We start from the raw sequence: 18,761 nt of genomic DNA on the forward strand, positions 1-18,761 counted from the left end.
GATATTGATTTCAAGTTCTTTTTCTCCAAGTAGCTTCACAGCTTCATTGTATTTAACTTGAAGGTCTTGAAGTTTACCTGCATCTTGCTTTAGCTTCTCTGCTTCATCTCGTTTTTTGGCCATAAGATCGTCCACCTCATCTTGATATTGACGAACCCAGTTTCTTAGTGTTCTTGGTGACAATCCATATTGTCTTGCTACCACTTCTGTCCGGTAACCAGATAACACCTCTGCCACTAACTCTTTCTTCGTTTCCTCTGGGCTCCTAAAACGTCTTTTCATGGATTAACTCCCCCACTATCTTAGTGTATATGATACGGTTTGGAGTGTCCAAGTTGATTAGGGGGCTAAATAGAAAATGGCCCGAGTATCTCTATATTGAACTTAACACAGAATTATTAGGCCATTCATGGCCTCGCATCAGCTAATTATTGCCGTATGGGCACCCGCTCTCACGAAGGCCAAACCCATTTGCCATCACTAAGCAGTAACAACTTTGCCGTCCACAAAGGTGGCACGTTTCATAAGGTGATACATCAGAATTTACATTTATTATCAACGATATTGAATATTCTGTAAATACAAAAGACCCGAAGAGTGGAAACTTTTTTACAAAGTATCCATCTTTCGGGTATCCGTTTCCCTTTCATACATGCAGTGCGCTTTCTTCCATCCAGTAAGCTTCTCTTATGTTTATCTGACGACGAACTCCCCTGAGGATATCCGACGTAATTTGTCCATTTTCATATAACGTCTGTACCTCATCCCGCTCCGTTTGAAACGCCTTAACGAGCAGTTCCCGCTTATAGCGTGCAAACTCTTTTGCAGCTTCGGCATTATTGAACAACTTTAGCTTCGTAAGCATCTCGTTATATTCCCCTATCACTTCATATGTAATCTCTTTGTTGCCTAGAGTCATGTTCTTTTTCAATTCACAGATCGCCGCCTCCGACATACTGGTTTTTATCTTAATCAGTTTGCTATGCTGAAGTTTACTTCTGTCGAGCCGCTCCCTTTTCCTTGTGAAAATGCCGCCCAAACGCAGTAAAATATTTTTTAGCAACCTCAATAAAAATAGTAAGCGAAATTTCACTTGATTCGTAACCGCCATTTCCATTCTTTGAATATATTCCTGGAACAATATGGCGGTTTCTAGGTCAATGGTATTTTCTTTTAATGCTCCTTCAATATAATCGGCCTCCGCTTCAAGAGCCTTGAGTCGAACTTCCATTGTAGCCTTCTTTACTTGAATATCGTCTCTCGCATTCCCCGAATATTTGAGCTTGCTCATCTCGCGGTTATAATCTGAAATGACGTCTAGAGCGGCAGAACGATTCTGATCATTGATGGCATCCCGAATCGCAAGGATAGCAGCTGCTTTTATGCTCATATAGGCATGCTGTTCCATCGCTTCCTTTTCCAACTCCGCCCGTTTACTTTCTGATTTGGCGATCATAGGTAAGAAGATACTTGCAGCGATCAACGTTAGCAAGATAACGCCTGCCGCAATAAATATAATCAGTGCACGTTCTGGGAATGGGCTCCCATCATTCAGTACCAAAGGAATCGAAAACGAGCCAGCCAAAGTAACTGCGCCTCTTACTCCGGATATCGTTGTAATCCCGATTGCCCTTAGATCCGGCTTTGGGACCCGTCGATGTTTCATGATCCATCCTCCCCACCAAGAGCCGAAAACCCAGACGAAACGAAGCAGAAGCAGCGCAGCCGTAATGATCAAGATATATTTGATTACAACCACATTACTGAACTGCGGGTTCTTTAAGATTTCATTCAAGACACTCGGTATTTGCAATCCGAGCAGCACGAAAACCAATCCATTTAATATGTATAAAATGACAGTCCAGGTGCTCTTGGACACGACCTGCAATTCGATTGAAGGCGATTTTTCCCGGTCCTTCTCGATAGCATGTACAATCCCCGCCGCTACAACCGCAAGTATGCCAGAAAGGTGAAAATGCTCCGCAGCCAAATAAATGACAAAAGGTGTCATGATTTGAATCAGCATATGAATTGTAACGTCTTCCATGCCGTAGCGGCGAATGAACACTCTGAAACGGATAATGATGAAAGCAAGAACCATCCCGCCCAGAAAGCCGCCGATGGAAATTAGCAAAAAGCTCATACTTGCCTCAGCCAGGGAGAAAACGCCCGTGACCATCGCAGCAACTGCGAATTTGAAGGCGACGAGGCCCGATGCATCATTCATTAGCCCTTCCCCTTCAAGAAGATGCATGACATCTTTGGGCATCTTCACTCTGCCGGACATCGCGCTGACCGCAACGACATCAGTCGGTGATAATATGGCTGCCAGTGCAAATGCAGCAGGAAGCGGTATCGTGGGAATAAGCCAATGAATCAAATAACCGATGACATAAACAGTGATAAACACAAGACCGAGCGCAAGCAGCAAAATCGGTACTCTCAGCTTCCATAATGCCGATCGTGGAACATGCCTTCCGTCATTAAATAACAGGGGTGCGATAAAAAGCACCAAAAATAATTCCGTTTCCATCGGTACATGAATTTCTAATGGGAGTACCGCTATTACAATACCTAGGGCAATCTGAACAAGCGGCACAGGAATAAAAGGTATTACGTGCTTCAATATACTTGAAACACCTATGAGGGCCAATAAGAGCAAAACAATGGAAAAAGTCTCCACTACTCATCATCCCCTTTTGATTTTCCACAGAAAATATGAATCGATCTCACAATTCCCATTAACTACTCTCCCTAGCGTACATTATGGAAATAATGTCACCTATCACCTGCAAAATATTCAAAAATCCCCGAAACCTTAATTGGTTCCGAGGACTTTTTAGAGCTTAGATATAAGGTTTACCTTCGGTTCATATTGAAGCAACTTTTCCGCTTGAGAAATATCGGCCCACGTTATGAGGTGTTTTTTCTCATAATGACTGGCTCACAACCGACTTACGCGCATCACTACGCTTTCCCCCTGCCTTAAATACGATAATGCCGCCAACAATGATCAGTACCCCGATAGCTTGTTTTCCCGTAAAAGGGACCTTATCTAGGCCAAGCAGTCCCAATGAGTCGAACAACAGCGCAAATCCGATCTGGGACGCCATTACGATAGAGGTCGCATACGTCGGACCAAGCCGCTTCACTCCCTGCACCACCGAAAGAACCACGCCTACCCCAATGATACCGCTGAACCAGTACCACGTCTTCATATTAGACAAATCGAACAACTGCTTGCCTTCCACAGCTAGACCAATGGTGAATGAAGCCACAAATCCTAAGGCAAGCACAATTGCCGTTGTCGTCCACGTTCCCACGCCCTGATTCACTTTGCTGTTGAATACATTTTGTATGCCCACAAGCGAACCAGCAATGAGTGCCAATACCAAGCCTGCAATCATAAGCGTCCCCTCTCACTTCTCATATATATTATGACCTGCCAATGCACGCAATCGCTCCCGATCCTTCACACAAATGAACACTCGACTGCGTTCGACCAAGTCTTCTTCGCAAAATTTATGAATGACCCGATTTAGGTGCCTGTAGCTAGTACCGATAAAGTTCGCCACGTCCCGCAAGCTGACTGCACTGAGCTGTCCGTTAAATCGTGGGTCCGATTCGTCATACGAAATGGATAAGAGATAACTCGCCACCCGTGCCTCCACCGGATACATCAGATTAAAGCTTAATGAGTCGGATTTCATGCAAAACTTCGACGTAATGATCTTGAGCAGAAAACGAAGTAATTCTGCGTCATTTGTTCCATATTGATGCAGCCACCGATTATGGACACCAATCAAATGAACGGGCGATACAGCCTCGACCGAATTCATAAAGTCGATCCCTTGCACATATTCAATGTCTCCGATCGCCTCAAGCGCCGTTTTGAACGATATGATCAGCGCCTTGCCTTCCGCTGAGGTGTTACAAACCTTCACTTTTCCTTTCACAAGAATGTATAAGTACTCCGCAGGATCACCCTGCGAACAGATGCGTTCACCCTGCCCATAGCTGAAAAGTGCCAAATGCGGCGTTATATTTGCATTGAATATGGATGCAATCTGATGTATCTCCAGATAGTGAGTCAGTTGTTCACGATCTTTAATTTCTTTCATAGCATACCTTCACCTCTGCCGCGAAATTACATTTTCATTATGACCACTCCGGCGATCATCATCCCAATACCGATGAACTGCGCCAGCTCCATCTTCTGCTTCGCTACACCGAACCATCCCCTACTGTCGATTATAAAGATTACACTTAACTGTGCAATCAACACCACAGCTATCGTCAAGGTAACGCCGACGTAATGAATGGCCGTAATATTGCTAGAAATGATGAATGCCGCCAAGGCTCCACTAGTCAAATAGAGTGGCTTCACATGTCCCACCCTTCTCCACAACCCATCCCGGACGATGAGCAGAAGAAGGAAAGCCAGCACGAATCCAGTGAACTGGGTAATCGTCGCCGCTTGCCAAGTACCTATATCTTGACTGATTCGGGAGTTAGCCACGCCTTGCAGCGTAATAAACGCCCCGCCCATCAATGCAAATAAGATCCCTACCATCTTTCCCGCTCCCCTAACATTGGATATCGATTTACTATACTCCTATTTAAAATCAGACCCAAGCATCCGGGGAAGGACATATGTCCCAAGTGTATCAAAAACAAGAAAAAACGGTTATACAAAAAAAACAGCGTAGAGGGGGAAATAGCATCCATATCCCGCATCCACGCTGTCTGTCATAGAAATTTATAATGATATATGAATCAAACTGTCTAGCTTATTTTGAAACTAATCCAACTTAACCACACTTGCTATACCCGCAAGACGTACAGCTCTTGCAGCCCTCTGTGTTAACAAGTGAAGCTGATCCGCAGCTAGGACACAGGTCAAGGGTGCCAGATGCCGTAGATGTGTAGTTAGCAGCTGCAGCATGACCTTCTGCATGGTCTGATGCTTCTACTGTAGCAGTAACCTCTTTCGTTGCAGAAAGGTAGACTTCCGCATGGTTTTCTGAATAGGCTTCATCATGCAGTTCAAGTGCTTTAGCAACAGCGTCTGCAATGGATTCAACACGGTTAGCACCGAAGCCAATTGCGCCTGAACCACCGATGCCTTTGAGGTGCTTCACGAGTAGAGCTACTTTGTTGCCATGATCCCCATAACGAAGGAACAAGGAGCATACGCGACCTAATGCTTCGGACATCGCGAACACATCAGAGCCTGCTTTACCTACGTTCAAGAAAATCTCGCTTGGCGTTCCGTTCATATCGTTGATCGTAATGTATGCCATACCGAATGGTGTATTAATCTTATACGTTGCACCTTGCAGGATTTGCGGACGGCGCTTGTACTGCTTATCGAAGGTTTTCTCAACTTCCGGCTTCACATTCACTTTCAAAGTCTCATTTAATCCCGCAAGCACGTCATCGTCACTAGATTTATCTTCGGCAACTGGCTCGTTCTTCTTCTCTTCCTTCTTATCGCTCGTGGAGAGAACTTGAACATCGCGACTGCCGTCACGGTAGATTGTCACACCTTTACAGCCAAGCTCGAATGCCAGCTCATATAAACGCTTCGTATCTTCAACTGTAAAGTCGGCTGGACAGTTAGCTGTTTTGGAGATGGAGGAATCGACCCATCGCTGAATAACAGCCTGCGCACGAATATGATCCTCTGCAGCTAGATCCATTGCTGTTACAAAGTAGTCTGGAAGCTCCTGATCTGGATTCGCATCTTTCCATTCTTGTGCGATCGGCACATATTGCTTGTCGAAGCCAAGGCGGCTCTGACGGAAATATTCAAATGCAAAATAAGGCTCAATACCTGTAGAAGTGCCTACCATTGTACCTGTGCTGCCTGTTGGTGCTTGCGTAATAACCGTTACATTGCGCATGCCATGTTCATGAATCGCAGCGCCAACCTCAGGGTATGCTTCAACGATATTCTTCATGAATCCACTTTGCATAAATTTATCTTCTATATAATGAGGGAATGAACCCTTCTCGCCTGCAATTTCAGCGGAAGCAATGTAAGCTTCCTTCGCCATAAATCCATATAATTTGTCTAGGAACACCATGGATTCAGGTGATCCATAACGAATTTGCAGCTTAATCATCAGCTCAGCAAGTCCCATTGTGCCAAGCCCAACACGGCGCTCGCCTTGTTGATTCTCTCGATTTTCTTCAAAATGATATGGTGTCTTATCGATTACGTTATCCAAGAAACGTACGGAATAGCGCACGACTTTGCCAAGGTCTTCCCAATCCACATCGTGATTCTTCGCATCGTAGAATCTGGAGAGGTTAACCGCCGACAGATTACATACGCCCCAGCCTGGTAGCCCTTGCTCACCACATGGGTTCGTACAAATAATAGGATTGTAATACCATGAATTCGACATTTGGTTGTAGTACTCCATAAAGACGACACCTGGCTCTGCTGACTTCCAAGCAGATTCAATAATCGTATGCCAAACATCACGAGCCTTAACTGTACGGTAATGCTTCACTTCTTTACCTTTGGCTTTCCAAGCGTCCAGGTTGCCGTCCCATTGATCGTTATAATCAGGGTCTGTTGTGTCAGGGAATACAAGCTCCCAATCCAGATCTTCTTTAACAGCTTTCATAAAGCCATTGCTGACGCATACGGATAAATTCGCATTCGTAATTTGACCCATTGTTTGCTTAACTGTAATAAAATCAACGACATCCGGATGCCAGTCGTTAATCATCAGCATAAGTGCGCCACGACGGCTGCCGCCTTGCTCGATTAATCCTGTTGTATAGGAGAACAAGCCGCCCCATGATACTGCCCCTGAAGAAGAGCCGTTAACCCCTTTAACGATGGAACGACGAGGACGTAAAGAAGATAAATTAATCCCTACCCCGCCACCACGTGACATAATTTCAGTCATTTCGGTAAGAGTATTCATAATCCCGCCGCGAGAATCGTGTGGGGAAGGAATAACATAGCAATTGAATAGCGTAAGCTCATCGTTGGCATCGGCACCAGCAGCAATACGGCCGCCAGGGACAAGCTTCCAATCATTAAGTATATATCTGAATTTATCGGTCCATTCCTGTTTCTTATCAGGTGTTGCTTCGACAGAAGCCATAGCGCCAGCTACTCGATCCCATAATTGTTCTGGCGTCTGCTCGATATTCAAGGTCAACTTCTCGATATGAGATTCAACAATCTCTCCTGAACGCAAACGTACAGATACTTGCTTGCCTTTGCGATCGATCACTTCACCAACTTCTTTGGTAGGAAACTTGGGATCATCCTTTGTTAAGACAAGTACCGTGTCACCAACCTTAGTGTTATTCGTGTCTGCATCCTTCAAAGCATAACGATCCAAAAAGATCTTTTCACTTAATCCATTTAACCGTTTTAACTGCGCCGTTTCCAAAACACAACACCCTCTCAATAAAAATACAAGAACTTCAATATAGCATAAGAAGTGTTCTTTGCAAAGCCTTGCTTATGTAAATAATCACTACATATTGTATCCGAACAAAATTATACAACACTATATATTGTGTTACGAACGAATAAATGGCTGAATTTACCGAACGATTCGCAGGGATGTCCTATTCTCTTCTTTTTTCTTCGAAATGCTCTTTATTTCATGTTGTCGGTTTAAGAAAAATACGACAACCATCGACAGGAATAAGATGGTTCTTCTGCACTATTGCTATCATTTGCTATTGCTTGCATAACTATTTTGCTATCCTAGTCATACATATTTTTAGTCGCTGAACTGTTCTTTTGAGATGGATTGATGTAAGCTAAATGATAGCATATTATTTGTCATTTTGGAACATATGTTCTCTAAATGTTTGGAGGAATTCAGATGTATTTTTACCAAGATAAATTCATGCCCAAAGAGGACGTTCACATTTCGCCTGATGATCGTGGTTATTATTTTGGCGATGGAATTTATGAAGTCATCCGGATTTATAAGGGTCAATTATTTGAACGGCAGCGGCATTTAACGAGACTTGCACAAAGTGCTGCAGAAATCAGAATTAGCTTGCCTTATACGATTGAGCAAATCAATGCGATTCTAGACAAGCTTATAGCTGAATCGAATATCCAATCAGGCAATCTTTATATGCAAATTACGAGAGGCGAAGGTCCTCGCTCACATGCTTTTATCCCGAATACGGAAGCTGTTATGCTTGCCTATTGTACAGAAATGGTTCGCCCACTTGAACAATTGCAGAATGGAATCGCCGTTATCACAATTGACGATACACGCTGGCTCCATTGTAATGTCAAGGCGCTTAACTTAATTCCGAATGTGCTTGCCAAGCAATCGGCATTTGAACAAGGTGCCAAGGAAGCCATCTTGCATCGTGATGGTGTCATTACGGAAGCAAGCATTGCTAATTTCATGGTGATTAAGAATGGCATTTTATTCACGCATCCAGCTAACAACCTAATCCTACATGGAGTGACACGTGCGGTTGTGCTTGATTTAGCAGCTCAAGCGAACATTCCTTATGAGGAGAAAGCCATTCGATTGGAGGACTTGTCCGATATCGATGAAGCGTTCATCACCAGCACCAATGCAGAAATCACACCAGTCATCCAAATTGACGGCATACTTGTTGGTCAAGGTACGCCTGGACCTGTAACGCGCAAGCTGCAGCAATTATACGAGGAGTACGCACAATTAGATATATAACACAAAAATGGTGAATCAGAAGTATCCCTCTGATTCACCATTTATAAAACCAATTACCTATGACGCGTCATCCACCCAGCTCCAAAGTCCACTAGTTCTCGCTGTGGCATCAGGAGTGCTTGGGCAATGCCGACACGGCCTTCACGAACGAGACCAAGTTCACTTGTGAATTGTTCTCCAATTTGCTCAAAATCATCCGAATCAAGCGATAAATCGCGAAAATTCACCCATTTGCGAACTCCATCCTGCATGATTGGCGATCCAAATTCGGTCATTTCTTTATTCGCATAATCCGCTCGATATTCGGATAAATGCAAAGAGGTATTGCGTTCATGACCCACACCGACCAATAATACATATCCACCCAATTCGTATAATCTGGCCAGAGGAGATTCTTCGCCTAATCCAAGATCAAGGCTGTGATGATGGATTAGATTCTCGGCCTTCGGACCAAGCGCAGCAAATGAGAATTGAGGATGGCTGCTGCGAATGACGCCAGGCACGGTACGGAAGCAGTCAACAATCGCCCCCATATAGCAGGTTGGTGTCATATCCGGATCAAATGCTGGCATCTCATCCCGAATAATAGGCCACCAGCTTTCGGGTACAGGTGGATTCCTCCAGAGAGAAGGCTCAGATAAATCACTGCTATGCGTAGGAACCATAATCGTTCCCTTATCGCCTACACTTTCTAATAATGCTTGCACAACCGCGATTGCTCCGCCACACACCCATCCAATCGAAGATAAGGAGGAATGGACAAGCAAGGTCATCCCTTCTTGTACCCCAAGCGCACGCAGCTCTTCTACCATGCTTGATTTGGTAACAGGATGCTCTCCAGTCTTCGCAATAAGGCTGGCCTCTTTCTCCCGATTAATCATTCCACGCTCTCCCCTTAGCAACAGCATTTACTTACCTTTTCAAGTTCCACTCATCTGTTGCATATTTATCTAACACATACTGGGCTGCAAGCTCCCGCTCCTTGTCACTTAAAGCACCATCTACTAAATGAACGCCAAGACCTTCCGCAATCCCTGATTTAAAAGCCGTCTCCACTTCAGGTAGCGTTACTTCTTTCCTGCCAAGATCGCGCTGAAGATCGTTAATCGCCACTGCTTTTTTCTTAAAGCTGTTCTTCATCCGCTCTGCTACTTTCTCACTAGAGAACTGCAAGCATCTAAATAACTGCTCCGTATCCATATCCAGCAGGATTGATCCGTGCTGAAGTACGACACCTTTATGACGAACCTGCGCACTGCCCGCCACTTTGCGACCTTCGACAACTAGCTCATACCAGGATGGGGAATCAAAGCATGCCGCCGATCCAAGCGTTGCGTATTGCTTCTGATCCTCTTCAGTTGCTAATTGCACCATTTGAGCATCAAGACCTAACTTTCTGAATCCAAGCAATAGTCCTTCACTTAGCACGCGATACGCCTCCGTCACACTTGCTGGAATGCCGGGGTAATCCTCACGCACAATCATGCTGTATGTTAACTCCTTATCATGAAGCACCGCTCTGCCACCTGTTGGACGACGAACGAACCCAAGACCTTCTGCTGCTACCTTGTCCATATCAATTTCCTGTATAGCCTTCTGAAAATATCCAATCGACAGCGTTGGCGGGTTCCAACCATAGAATCGAACCGTTGGCGCAGATCTGCCTTCACTAACCTCTGTTAGAATTGCTTCATCAATTGCCATATTCTCAGCTGGCGAACAATTGCCAGTATGAATAAATCTCCACTCTTTCATCTGTAAACTTCCTTTCTAGTAGATGAGCTTAAAGATCGTATACTACCATCTGATTGTATCATTCATGCGTCCTGCACACCAGAATGGAGGCATGAAACCATTATTAAAAATGCATCGTTTAGCGCATACTACTTGCAGACTCATGAATAAATCAGCATGGAGGACAGCAGATGAATCCAACAGTCCCGCATGAACTTATCCATCTAATCAATGAAAATCTTAATTTGCATTTGCATCGGGAATGGATCGATGAGCTTACAGATCGCAGCATGAAAGGCGGACCTTGGGATGACTTTACCATGTTCCAACTTGCATATGAGGCTGAACAGGCTAACATTATTGATTCATTTGATGATCTGCTATGCCTGCGTCATATAGGAGATTTCAAGCCGATGCCGCATCAAATTGACACCGCCAAGAAAGCACTTCACGGTATGCGCGGCCGCGCAATTCTTGCGGATGAGGTCGGTCTAGGAAAAACAATTGAAGCAGGGCTTGTGCTCAAGGAATATATGATCCGCGGTCTAGTTCGCAAAGCCCTTATCTTAGTTCCCGCATCACTTGTCCTGCAATGGGTGCGAGAATTGAATCAAAAATTCGGCATTAGCGCCACCGCTCAGAAGAAAGAATACATGTGGACCTCCTGCGACGTGATCGTGGCATCCATGGACACAGCCAAGCGGGAACCTCATCGTGCCATCGTCCTTGGCATGGATTACGACATGGTGATTATTGACGAAGCACACAAGCTGAAGAATAAGAAAACAACGAACTATCAATTCGTCTGCGAGCTTCGCAAAAAATATTGTCTTCTGCTAACCGCAACGCCGATACAGAATGATCTGCAAGAATTGTATAATCTCATAACCGTACTGAAACCAGGGCAGCTCGGGGTTCAGTCTACTTTTCAAGAGAACTATATTGTGGATAAAAGAACAGCAAAGAACGAGGGCATTCTTCAGCATGAGTTATCAAAAGTCATGATTCGCAACCGCCGCAGTGATGGCAATCTGGAGTTAACCAAACGACAGGTTCGCAACTACCACCTCACGCTATCGCCAGATGAGCAGGCGTTATATGATGGCGTTTCGGACTATGTAAGAGGTCGATATGAAGAAAGCAAAGCGGATTTCACCTCTGTCTTATCGCTTGTTACGTTGCAGCGGGAAGTGTGTTCCTCTCGAGATGCGGTGTTTCATACACTTGTTAACCTGTCCAAAAAAATACCGCCAGAATCTCCGCAAACCGCTCGAATCTGGGCGCTTGTCGAATTGATCCGCAGCATTAAATCGAATACGAAAGCTGACAAGGTGTTAGAGATCATCAGCGGGATTGAGGATAAGGTCATCATTTTCACCGAGTATCGAGCTTCACAGGAGTATTTGATGAATTTCTTGAAGCAGCATAACATTAGTAGCGTACCTTATCGCGGTGGGATGAATCGAGGTAAGAAAGACTGGATGATGGATCTATTCAAGAGCCGCGCCAAGGTGCTAATTGCTACGGAAGCTGGCTGCGAGGGGATTAACCTGCAGTTCTGCCATCATATGATCAACTTTGATCTTCCATGGAATCCAATGCGCGTGGAACAGCGAATTGGTCGTGTTCATCGGCTAGGTCAGCAATACGATGTGAATATTTATAATCTATCGACGAAGGGAACAATTGAAGAGCATATTCTCAATCTGCTGCATGAAAAAATCAATATGTTCGAATCCGTCATCGGAGAGCTAGATACCATCGTTGAGCGATTAGAGAAAAAATCGTCGCTCGAAGCCTCCCTATTCCGAATAGCAATGGAAGCACGATCAAGCGACGAATTTAGTCGTAGTTTAGATCAGATTGGAGAAAAGTTCCAGTCCATGCACAGCCAAGTGGAAGAAAAAGCACAAGCTGGCTCAGCATTTCGGAACATTCTGTCCGCCGCAGGCGAAAGTGTTGAGATGCGCCCCTAGCCCTGACATTCAATTCTCTAATTCGATGAATTCAATCCATTCCCCATCTGGCCCTTGAACGAATAGATTACGCCAGCCATTCTCAAGGGTCTGTGGTCCTTCCAGAATTTTGATATCCTTGCGGACTAGCTGTTCCATTATTTGAAATAGGCTATCCACCTCAAAGGCAAGATGAATATGGGAGTTTGCTCGAATATGCCCTTCTTTCGTTACAATCAGTTCAAGACGGGTGCTGCCTAATTGGAGAAAAACAAGCTCCTCGCCCATCAGCTCCATTCGTTCGACCAGATCAAAACCGATAATATCTTGATAAAACGCAAGCGATCGCGCTAAATCACTGGAATCGATTCCGATATGATGCATTCGCATGATGCTTCTCACATCCTTATATAATCAGGTTCATATCGCCGAATTCATGCCATAAGTAACCTTCACGAATAGCTTCCTCATAAGCATTTCGGAGCAATGTCGGGCTAATGAAAGAGGATAGCAGATCCAGATGACTTGCCTCTGGTTCATGCAGCCCCGTGATCAAACCGTCCACGATCTTCAGCGGGAACGTTTCGTCTATTTGCAGATTCGTCCACCCTGTCTGTCCTGTCAAACCGCTATTCAGGCCTGCAGCGCTCTCAAGCGCACGCACGACGGTAGTACCAACTGCAATAATTTTGCCTCCTGCCCGTTTCGTCTCAGCGACAGCTTCAGCAGTCTCCTCAGGAATGATGAACTCTTCATAATGATCTCTTGGCTCCAAATGCCACTTATCATCCAGTAGATAAGATAAACCCGTATGCAATTGCAAATACGCAATTCGGACACCTTGGCTGCGCAGCTTGAACAATAGCTCCCAACTAAATGCCCTCCCTGCCGATGGCATCTCCACTGACCCCGGGGTTGTCGCGAACACCGTCTGATAATAATCAAGATCCCACATCTGCTTAATGTACTCGTACCGAATCGGTTCTCCAAGCGCATAGATATGATCGTACAGCTTCACACCCGACTTGGAAAAAGCAAGCGTAACAAAAGGCGGCTTAGATGTGCTGATAACCGTTGCTCGAAGCTCGGATGAGAATAGCAGCTGATCTCCACACGATAAGCCTTCAGCAACTGGAAGTGCTTCCCAATTAGAATTACTAAGACGACGAGCCAGCCTAATCTCGATATCCTGCGCGCGAACAATTCGCTTCTGTCTCCACTCAGCCCTTAATACGGCAGGTACGGTTCGACTGGAATTCAAAATTAATAAGTCCCCTGAATTTATATAACGAGGCAGGTTATAAAAAGATGTATGCGTACTGCTTCCTGACGCTCGGTCAAGAACCATCATTCGAACATAATCGCGTCTAATTCCTCTTCGCTCAGGAGGCATATCCGCGTTAAGCGAGGCTGGCAGCTCAAATTTGAATGCTTCCGTCTGCATAGCTAGTTCCTCCCCAGACAGCAAACTCTTCAGCAGACAAACGTTGTCCGTGAATATTTGCAGCAGCATCCGATGCCAAATACACAATTACCTCCGCAACGACACTCGGGTCAGCAAGCTCGTAATCACAATCAGGAACAGCAAACGTATGCATGGCTGTATCCATTTCACCAGGATCGATCATATTGACGCGAACACCTGTATCCTGCACTTCATCAGCCCAAGTCTCTGTCAGCCCCTCCAAGGCAAACTTGGATACGCCATAAGCGCCCCAACCTGCATACCCGACATTACCTGCACTGGACGTAATATTGATGACGGAACCGCTGCTTCGCTGCAGCATGCCTGGAAGCACTCTCCGCGTAACAAGAAATGGACCGATGGTATTTACATGCAGCACCTCTGCAAAATCTTCCTCTGGATAATCAAGCAAATAAGGCATCGGACTTGGCCCTAATATCGAAGCATTATTAATCAATACATCAATTCTGCCGTAGTGCGCTTCTGTCGAAGCGACGAATCGTTCCACATCGCGAGCTACCGACATATCGCCAACAACCGCCAATACATCCGCTCCAATCAAGTCGATTTCAGCTTGCACAGCATCTAGCGCTTCTTTCCCTCTTGCTGAAATTGCCAGTCTTGCTCCTTCCCTTGCGCATGCAAGCGCTAAAGCTCTGCCCAATCCTTTGGACGCACCCGTTATAACAACTACCTTTGATTGCAATTTTCCCATTGATTACACGCTCCTTAGAAAAGATTTTGTCGTTTTTAAATATTTTATACTTTTTAAACTTTAATGTTTATAAAGTTATAATAGTCGCAATCTTTGGAAATGTAAATAAGATATAAAAAATTTTTGGAGTCATTATTATATTTCAGCGCTTAGCTAAGGAACGGTACAGCAGAAGAAGTCGAGTCGTTCTAAAATTTGCCCTTTCGGACAATACTACAAATAACTATTTATGCGCACTCATAGACGCTAACATCGAAACGAGGTTATCCACATGATAGAGACACCACTAGATGCCAAGGCCATCGAACAATATGTCATGCGTTATCTGCAAACGCTTGGCTGCGACATTCTGGAGAAAACACCTCACAGCATCACCGTGAAGCTATCGCCAGAAGCCGATAAAGAGCTTACCAATCGCCCGTATTACTGGAGCTTTGTCGAGCGTACCGATGCTCCGCCTGAGACGATGACGTTCAAGTTCGTGTTCGATCCGGCGGCTGCGCAAGCCGCGATCGAAATGAAAAGCGCCTCCGCTGCGCAGGAGGCGAACACTAGCGGCACGGGCGGCGCCGGAACGGCCGAGAGCATTCTAGGCCGCTACCTCGGCTTCGTGCCGACGCAAGTCGTGAGCCGCATACCGGAGGATGCGCTCACGTTTGGTTCGCACAGACTGGAACAGATCTTCCAGTCTGCGCGTGCAAGAGGCCGCTTCGCGCGCCTCTTTGAAGAAGCCACCACGCCGACTCCGTATCGGCGCGGTGGTTTGACGCGAGACGCCTACGATTCGTGGCTCTGCGTCAACTACAAAGTCGAGCTCGAATGCGACATGAAGCGAAGCGAGCTGCACTCGCTTGGCTTCAACCTCACAACAGGCGAGATCCGCGAGAACTTCTACGAGTCCCTTCTCGCGCGTAAACTCACCCCGCGCATACCCGCGGGTGTTACCTTGCCTCATGACCGTTTCACACTCGCCAAAGGCGCATCCTTACTCGAAGCTCATATCGAGAACAAGCTTCGCCGCTATGACCACACGTGGGCAGACAGCGCAAATAAGCGTTTAGCCGATGAGCTATCACGCATTCAGACTTATTACGACGGGCTAATTGACAATACCGATGAGCTCGAAGCCAAAGAAGCGATCGAGCTTCAATACCGCAATCGTATGGAGGAAATTGACTGGCAATATCGCCCTCGAATTCAGCTATTCGCCATCAACTGCGGTTTATTTCACCTGCATATTGAAGAGCATCCACCATCACTGCTCAAGTGACGAAAGACGCTAAAACTTCTCAATAATTCAGATACAGATTGTAACATTCTTTTTAGGACAACCCTTATACAATGAAAACTACCATAGCAATCCAATCTTTGAAATTTGTTTCATAGCAAGACAATTTCACAATAAGTAGGTGACTCATATGTTCACAGCATTTTGGCGGAATAGTGTTATTGCACTTGCAGCAATACTATCGTTAGTCAGCACACCACATAACGTGGCAGATGCAACCGTGATCAGTCAAACGAAGACAGATATTGCCCAAGTAAACCTTAATACGGCTCCAGACGTGTCACTGGATGATAGAATCAAATCATGGATTGATACTTTGTCGAAGCAGCCCGGATGGGAGAATTGGAAAAATGCCAAATGGACTTCCAATCCATTAGGTCCTGGCATGCATGGATGGATTGTAGAGCTTAGCGATAATTCGCAAGCGATTGGCTATTTGGTTGTGCTGGCAACAGAAGACGGAGACTACATTTTATCGGAGTATGGTAAAGGAGGTTCTCCTCTTTTTAACAAACAAACTTTAGCTGAGGCACTTGTGAACCAAGGAATGGTAAATGAGGATATCGGAAATGTTGTTGTGCAAATAGATGAGGTTCATCCTATAGATCCAAATGCGAATATTTATGTTCAGCGATTTTATCGAAATGCCCTTGAGGCTTTTTGGCGGGTTGAGATGGAGGATCGTATTGCCTACTTAGATGCGAATACAGGTGAAAAACTGCCACTTGATCAGCTGCCTAATTTGGAAATGAATTCAGTTACCCAAGCTCCTTACAAGCTATCTGGATCACCTAATACCTTGATGCTTCCAGCTTTTGATCCTTATGAACAATTAACCTGGGTAACTGCAGAACCTCTACCCATTAAACAACTAGCTGATTTACAGACAGCTTTAAAAGCAAATCCTCGGCTTACCTATGTCAGCAATTTATACGAGGATGCCCATCATGTTCCTGTTGCCGTGCTTGGGTACGCAAAATGGCAGGACAACAACGGAACTTATCTTATCATTGAGCAAAATGGCGAACGTTACATTCCTTTATCCACTGCACTTTTACTCGGATTTTTCTATAGCTAATTATTTCTTAGGTCGAAGCCAAATCCCCAGCACCATCGGCAGCATTCCGAACCAACGAGTCGACCAAGACTCGTTTTTTACTTTGGGGGTCTTTTGACTCTCTCGTTCTTCCTTCGGTGTCTTAATGTAGGTCGCAACTTCTTTGCTAATGTACTTCACAAGGTCATCACTTTTGCCCATGTCGAACACCTTCCTTTGCCCTTAGTGGTTGTGTATTTTGTTGTATATTCTAATACACTTCTAGTGTGCCCTGCTTGGCTGAGGTTTAGTCCGATTTTGCCGCATACTCCGCTAGCCATCCAGCTTTGCATGCATTCCATACAGTCAAATCTGCTTATTTTGCTGTTTTGCGGAGTTTGCCTGCATTTCATACATGCAAATAAACCAACTTCGCCGTTTATGAGCTAAGCTGGAGCTTTTGCGTGTATTTTTTGCAGGCTATTGTAATTTGTGTGCATTTCGAAGCTTTTTCACTGCACGAAATGCAGGCAAGAAAAAGCAGTATGGTATATCGTCCGCAAAAAAAGAAGCATCTCGCGATGCTTCTCCACTGAATCTTATAAAATTAGTCTCTTCCGCCTACGATTGATGCGATAAAACGCAGAATATATAGGAACAGGTTGATGAAGTTTAAGAATAAATTAAGCGAAGCAAGCGGCACTTCTTCTGGCGCTACTCCATCGCGGTATTGGGAAACGTCATAAAGTACCCATCCGCTGAAAATAAGAATACCAGCTACTGCCCATACTAGATTGATTGCGCCGCCAATGGGTATGAAAAAGGAGAGAAGCCCCATGATAATCAAACCGATTGTACCTGCCATCAAGAATCCAAGCATGAAGCTGAAATCACGTTTGCTGCGAGCCGCATAAACCGCTAATGTACCGAAAATAGCAGCTGTTGCTACGAATGCACCAGATACCAGATTAGCACCGATCATGCTGCCATAGCCTTCAATTACAGGATATAACGCTACACCCGTAACTGCCGTAAAAATAAATAAGAATGGATAGCCAATGTTCTTCTTACGCATTCTAATGATAAAGGCAGCAATTAGCATACCAACCTCAATTACAATGAAGAGCGGAACTAACTCAATCGGGACAAACAATGCGCCAAGAAGCATGCCAATAAAGCTTACTAACAGCGAAAGAGCGAACATCCGCAAAATATGCGATAGGCTTCCTTCCTCTGTGTATGAACCAGTCTGTTGATTCATTTCCATTTATACCATCTCCTTATTTGTTCAATTCATGTATATGACTTTACTTGGTGTACATGCCTAATTTCATGACTTCTTTCGAGGGATACTTAAAGATTCCCACTTATCGCTTTGCAGCTCTTTAGCGATATGAACAATTTGTCCAACATGATAAGCACAGTGAGAGACTTGTCTTAGAATAGCTTTGACTACGCTATGCGGCTCCTGACGGATATAGACTGTTTTGGTCAAATCCTCTGCCGTTAATTGCTCTACCGTAGTAAAAAGAACTTCCCATCCCCGCTCCCATGCAGCAAGAATTTCGTCCCTGGTTGCCAGGTGAACCACAAACTCCGCATCACGGTCCCGCCAGTCCTTCTCCCCATCTGCTGTGAGAAAATCAGTCCATCTCGATATCATATTCCCGCTCAAATGCTGTACGATTACGGCAATGGAATTTACCTCTGGATTAGGTGACCAGTGTAGCAACCGATCATCCGCGACCTGAGCTATCGCTTTGTCAGCTAAAGATTTGTACGTACGAAATGTATGGATGGTTTCATCTATCCACATTTCTTCCAATCCATGACTCATATTTTCCCTCCCATTCTTAAATACTAATT

General features: G+C 45.0%; 18 protein-coding genes. 4 read left to right on the top strand and 14 right to left on the bottom strand.

What is annotated here, in order from left to right; translation table 11 throughout:
* From E0485_RS22845 to E0485_RS22870, 6 genes are all read right to left on the bottom strand, one after another.
* Nucleotides 1-282 (bottom strand): transposase (locus E0485_RS22845; protein WP_132418475.1); only part of this gene is annotated, 282 nt, incomplete at its 3' end.
* A 364-nt stretch (nucleotides 283-646) separates the two neighbouring features.
* The gene (locus tag E0485_RS22850) at nucleotides 647-2,683 is read right to left on the bottom strand and encodes a Na+/H+ antiporter (RefSeq protein ID WP_132420373.1); all 2,037 of its coding nucleotides are present in this window, start codon (nucleotides 2,681-2,683) and stop codon (nucleotides 647-649) included.
* Nucleotides 2,684-2,930: 247 nt separating this feature from the next.
* Nucleotides 2,931-3,407 (bottom strand): DMT family transporter, encoded by a 477-nt coding sequence (locus E0485_RS22855; protein ID WP_132420374.1) that lies wholly within the window; start codon nucleotides 3,405-3,407, stop codon nucleotides 2,931-2,933.
* A gap of 12 nt (nucleotides 3,408-3,419) precedes the next feature.
* Nucleotides 3,420-4,121, bottom strand: a complete 702-nt coding sequence (locus E0485_RS22860) for a Crp/Fnr family transcriptional regulator (RefSeq protein ID WP_132420375.1) — start codon at nucleotides 4,119-4,121, stop codon at nucleotides 3,420-3,422.
* 26 nt (nucleotides 4,122-4,147) lie between these two features.
* A complete protein-coding gene (locus E0485_RS22865; RefSeq protein ID WP_132420376.1) occupies nucleotides 4,148-4,573 on the bottom strand; it encodes a DMT family transporter in 426 nt (141 codons plus the stop codon).
* Between the two features lie 238 nt (nucleotides 4,574-4,811).
* Nucleotides 4,812-7,421, bottom strand: a complete 2,610-nt coding sequence (locus tag E0485_RS22870) for an adenosylcobalamin-dependent ribonucleoside-diphosphate reductase (RefSeq protein ID WP_132420377.1) — start codon at nucleotides 7,419-7,421, stop codon at nucleotides 4,812-4,814.
* Nucleotides 7,422-7,865: 444 nt separating this feature from the next.
* On the opposite strand from E0485_RS22870, the gene dat reads away from it, so the two are divergent.
* Complete coding sequence (gene dat / locus E0485_RS22875; protein WP_132420378.1) at nucleotides 7,866-8,702, top strand: D-amino-acid transaminase; 837 nt, start codon at nucleotides 7,866-7,868, stop codon at nucleotides 8,700-8,702.
* 53 nt (nucleotides 8,703-8,755) lie between these two features.
* Here dat and E0485_RS22880 read toward each other — a convergent pair whose 3' ends face one another.
* Together E0485_RS22880 and E0485_RS22885 are read right to left on the bottom strand one after the other, a co-directional pair.
* Entirely contained in the window at nucleotides 8,756-9,583 is an 828-nt protein-coding gene (locus tag E0485_RS22880) for an aminoglycoside N(3)-acetyltransferase (protein ID WP_132420379.1), read from the bottom strand.
* Between the two features lie 31 nt (nucleotides 9,584-9,614).
* Nucleotides 9,615-10,457: a lipoate--protein ligase family protein gene (locus tag E0485_RS22885; protein ID WP_132420380.1), complete on the bottom strand. Its 843-nt coding sequence runs from the start codon at nucleotides 10,455-10,457 to the stop codon at nucleotides 9,615-9,617.
* 170 nt (nucleotides 10,458-10,627) lie between these two features.
* Between E0485_RS22885 and E0485_RS22890 the strand changes: the two genes are divergently transcribed.
* Complete coding sequence (locus tag E0485_RS22890) at nucleotides 10,628-12,412, top strand: DEAD/DEAH box helicase (protein WP_132420381.1); 1,785 nt, start codon at nucleotides 10,628-10,630, stop codon at nucleotides 12,410-12,412.
* A gap of 9 nt (nucleotides 12,413-12,421) precedes the next feature.
* Here E0485_RS22890 and E0485_RS22895 read toward each other — a convergent pair whose 3' ends face one another.
* Genes E0485_RS22895 through E0485_RS22905 form a run of 3 tightly spaced genes read right to left on the bottom strand, consistent with a single transcriptional unit; the run spans nucleotide 12,422 to nucleotide 14,571 of the window.
* A complete protein-coding gene (locus E0485_RS22895) occupies nucleotides 12,422-12,781 on the bottom strand; it encodes a VOC family protein (protein WP_132420382.1) in 360 nt (119 codons plus the stop codon).
* Nucleotides 12,782-12,797: 16 nt separating this feature from the next.
* The gene (locus E0485_RS22900; protein ID WP_132420383.1) at nucleotides 12,798-13,835 is read right to left on the bottom strand and encodes an S-adenosylmethionine:tRNA ribosyltransferase-isomerase; all 1,038 of its coding nucleotides are present in this window, start codon (nucleotides 13,833-13,835) and stop codon (nucleotides 12,798-12,800) included.
* On the bottom strand, nucleotides 13,810-14,571 hold the full coding sequence (locus tag E0485_RS22905; RefSeq protein WP_132420384.1) for an SDR family NAD(P)-dependent oxidoreductase: 762 nt from the start codon (nucleotides 14,569-14,571) through the stop codon (nucleotides 13,810-13,812). Before E0485_RS22905 ends, E0485_RS22900 begins: the two co-directional genes overlap by 26 nt.
* 271 nt (nucleotides 14,572-14,842) lie before the next feature.
* Between E0485_RS22905 and E0485_RS22910 the strand changes: the two genes are divergently transcribed.
* Together E0485_RS22910 and E0485_RS22915 are read left to right on the top strand one after the other, a co-directional pair.
* Nucleotides 14,843-15,841, top strand: coding sequence for a YqhG family protein (locus E0485_RS22910; RefSeq protein ID WP_132420385.1), 999 nt, complete (start codon nucleotides 14,843-14,845; stop codon nucleotides 15,839-15,841).
* Nucleotides 15,842-15,989: 148 nt separating this feature from the next.
* Nucleotides 15,990-16,937 carry a hypothetical protein gene (locus E0485_RS22915; RefSeq protein WP_132420386.1) on the top strand — a complete coding sequence of 316 codons (948 nt, stop codon included), beginning with the start codon at nucleotides 15,990-15,992 and terminating at the stop codon, nucleotides 16,935-16,937.
* Here the strand turns inward: E0485_RS22915 and E0485_RS22920 are convergent, their stop codons facing one another.
* The 3 genes from E0485_RS22920 to E0485_RS22930 form a co-directional block, all read right to left on the bottom strand.
* A complete protein-coding gene (locus E0485_RS22920; protein ID WP_132420387.1) occupies nucleotides 16,938-17,117 on the bottom strand; it encodes a YqzE family protein in 180 nt (59 codons plus the stop codon).
* 385 nt (nucleotides 17,118-17,502) lie between these two features.
* A complete protein-coding gene (locus E0485_RS22925; protein ID WP_235857686.1) occupies nucleotides 17,503-18,162 on the bottom strand; it encodes a Bax inhibitor-1/YccA family protein in 660 nt (219 codons plus the stop codon).
* Between the two features lie 63 nt (nucleotides 18,163-18,225).
* On the bottom strand, nucleotides 18,226-18,732 hold the full coding sequence (locus tag E0485_RS22930; RefSeq protein WP_132420388.1) for a DUF1572 family protein: 507 nt from the start codon (nucleotides 18,730-18,732) through the stop codon (nucleotides 18,226-18,228).
* Nucleotides 18,733-18,761 lie beyond the last annotated feature (29 nt).

The organism is Paenibacillus albiflavus (genome assembly GCF_004344915.1).
In the GTDB taxonomy this organism is placed as follows: Bacteria; Bacillota; Bacilli; order Paenibacillales; family NBRC-103111; genus Paenibacillus_AM; species Paenibacillus_AM albiflavus.

Coding starts and splice junctions, on each gene's coding strand:
- E0485_RS22890 (WP_132420381.1), top strand. CDS start 10,628: ATGAATCCAACAGTCCCGCATGAACTTATCCATCTAATCAATGAAAAT.
- E0485_RS22855 (WP_132420374.1), bottom strand. CDS start 3,407: ATGATTGCAGGCTTGGTATTGGCACTCATTGCTGGTTCGCTTGTGGGC.
- E0485_RS22915 (WP_132420386.1), top strand. CDS start 15,990: ATGTTCACAGCATTTTGGCGGAATAGTGTTATTGCACTTGCAGCAATA.
- E0485_RS22905 (WP_132420384.1), bottom strand. CDS start 14,571: ATGGGAAAATTGCAATCAAAGGTAGTTGTTATAACGGGTGCGTCCAAA.
- E0485_RS22900 (WP_132420383.1), bottom strand. CDS start 13,835: ATGCAGACGGAAGCATTCAAATTTGAGCTGCCAGCCTCGCTTAACGCG.
- E0485_RS22895 (WP_132420382.1), bottom strand. CDS start 12,781: ATGCGAATGCATCATATCGGAATCGATTCCAGTGATTTAGCGCGATCG.
- E0485_RS22930 (WP_132420388.1), bottom strand. CDS start 18,732: ATGAGTCATGGATTGGAAGAAATGTGGATAGATGAAACCATCCATACA.
- E0485_RS22865 (WP_132420376.1), bottom strand. CDS start 4,573: ATGGTAGGGATCTTATTTGCATTGATGGGCGGGGCGTTTATTACGCTG.
- E0485_RS22880 (WP_132420379.1), bottom strand. CDS start 9,583: ATGATTAATCGGGAGAAAGAGGCCAGCCTTATTGCGAAGACTGGAGAG.
- E0485_RS22920 (WP_132420387.1), bottom strand. CDS start 17,117: ATGGGCAAAAGTGATGACCTTGTGAAGTACATTAGCAAAGAAGTTGCG.
- E0485_RS22885 (WP_132420380.1), bottom strand. CDS start 10,457: ATGAAAGAGTGGAGATTTATTCATACTGGCAATTGTTCGCCAGCTGAG.
- E0485_RS22925 (WP_235857686.1), bottom strand. CDS start 18,162: ATGGAAATGAATCAACAGACTGGTTCATACACAGAGGAAGGAAGCCTA.
- E0485_RS22910 (WP_132420385.1), top strand. CDS start 14,843: ATGATAGAGACACCACTAGATGCCAAGGCCATCGAACAATATGTCATG.
- dat (WP_132420378.1), top strand. CDS start 7,866: ATGTATTTTTACCAAGATAAATTCATGCCCAAAGAGGACGTTCACATT.
- E0485_RS22860 (WP_132420375.1), bottom strand. CDS start 4,121: ATGAAAGAAATTAAAGATCGTGAACAACTGACTCACTATCTGGAGATA.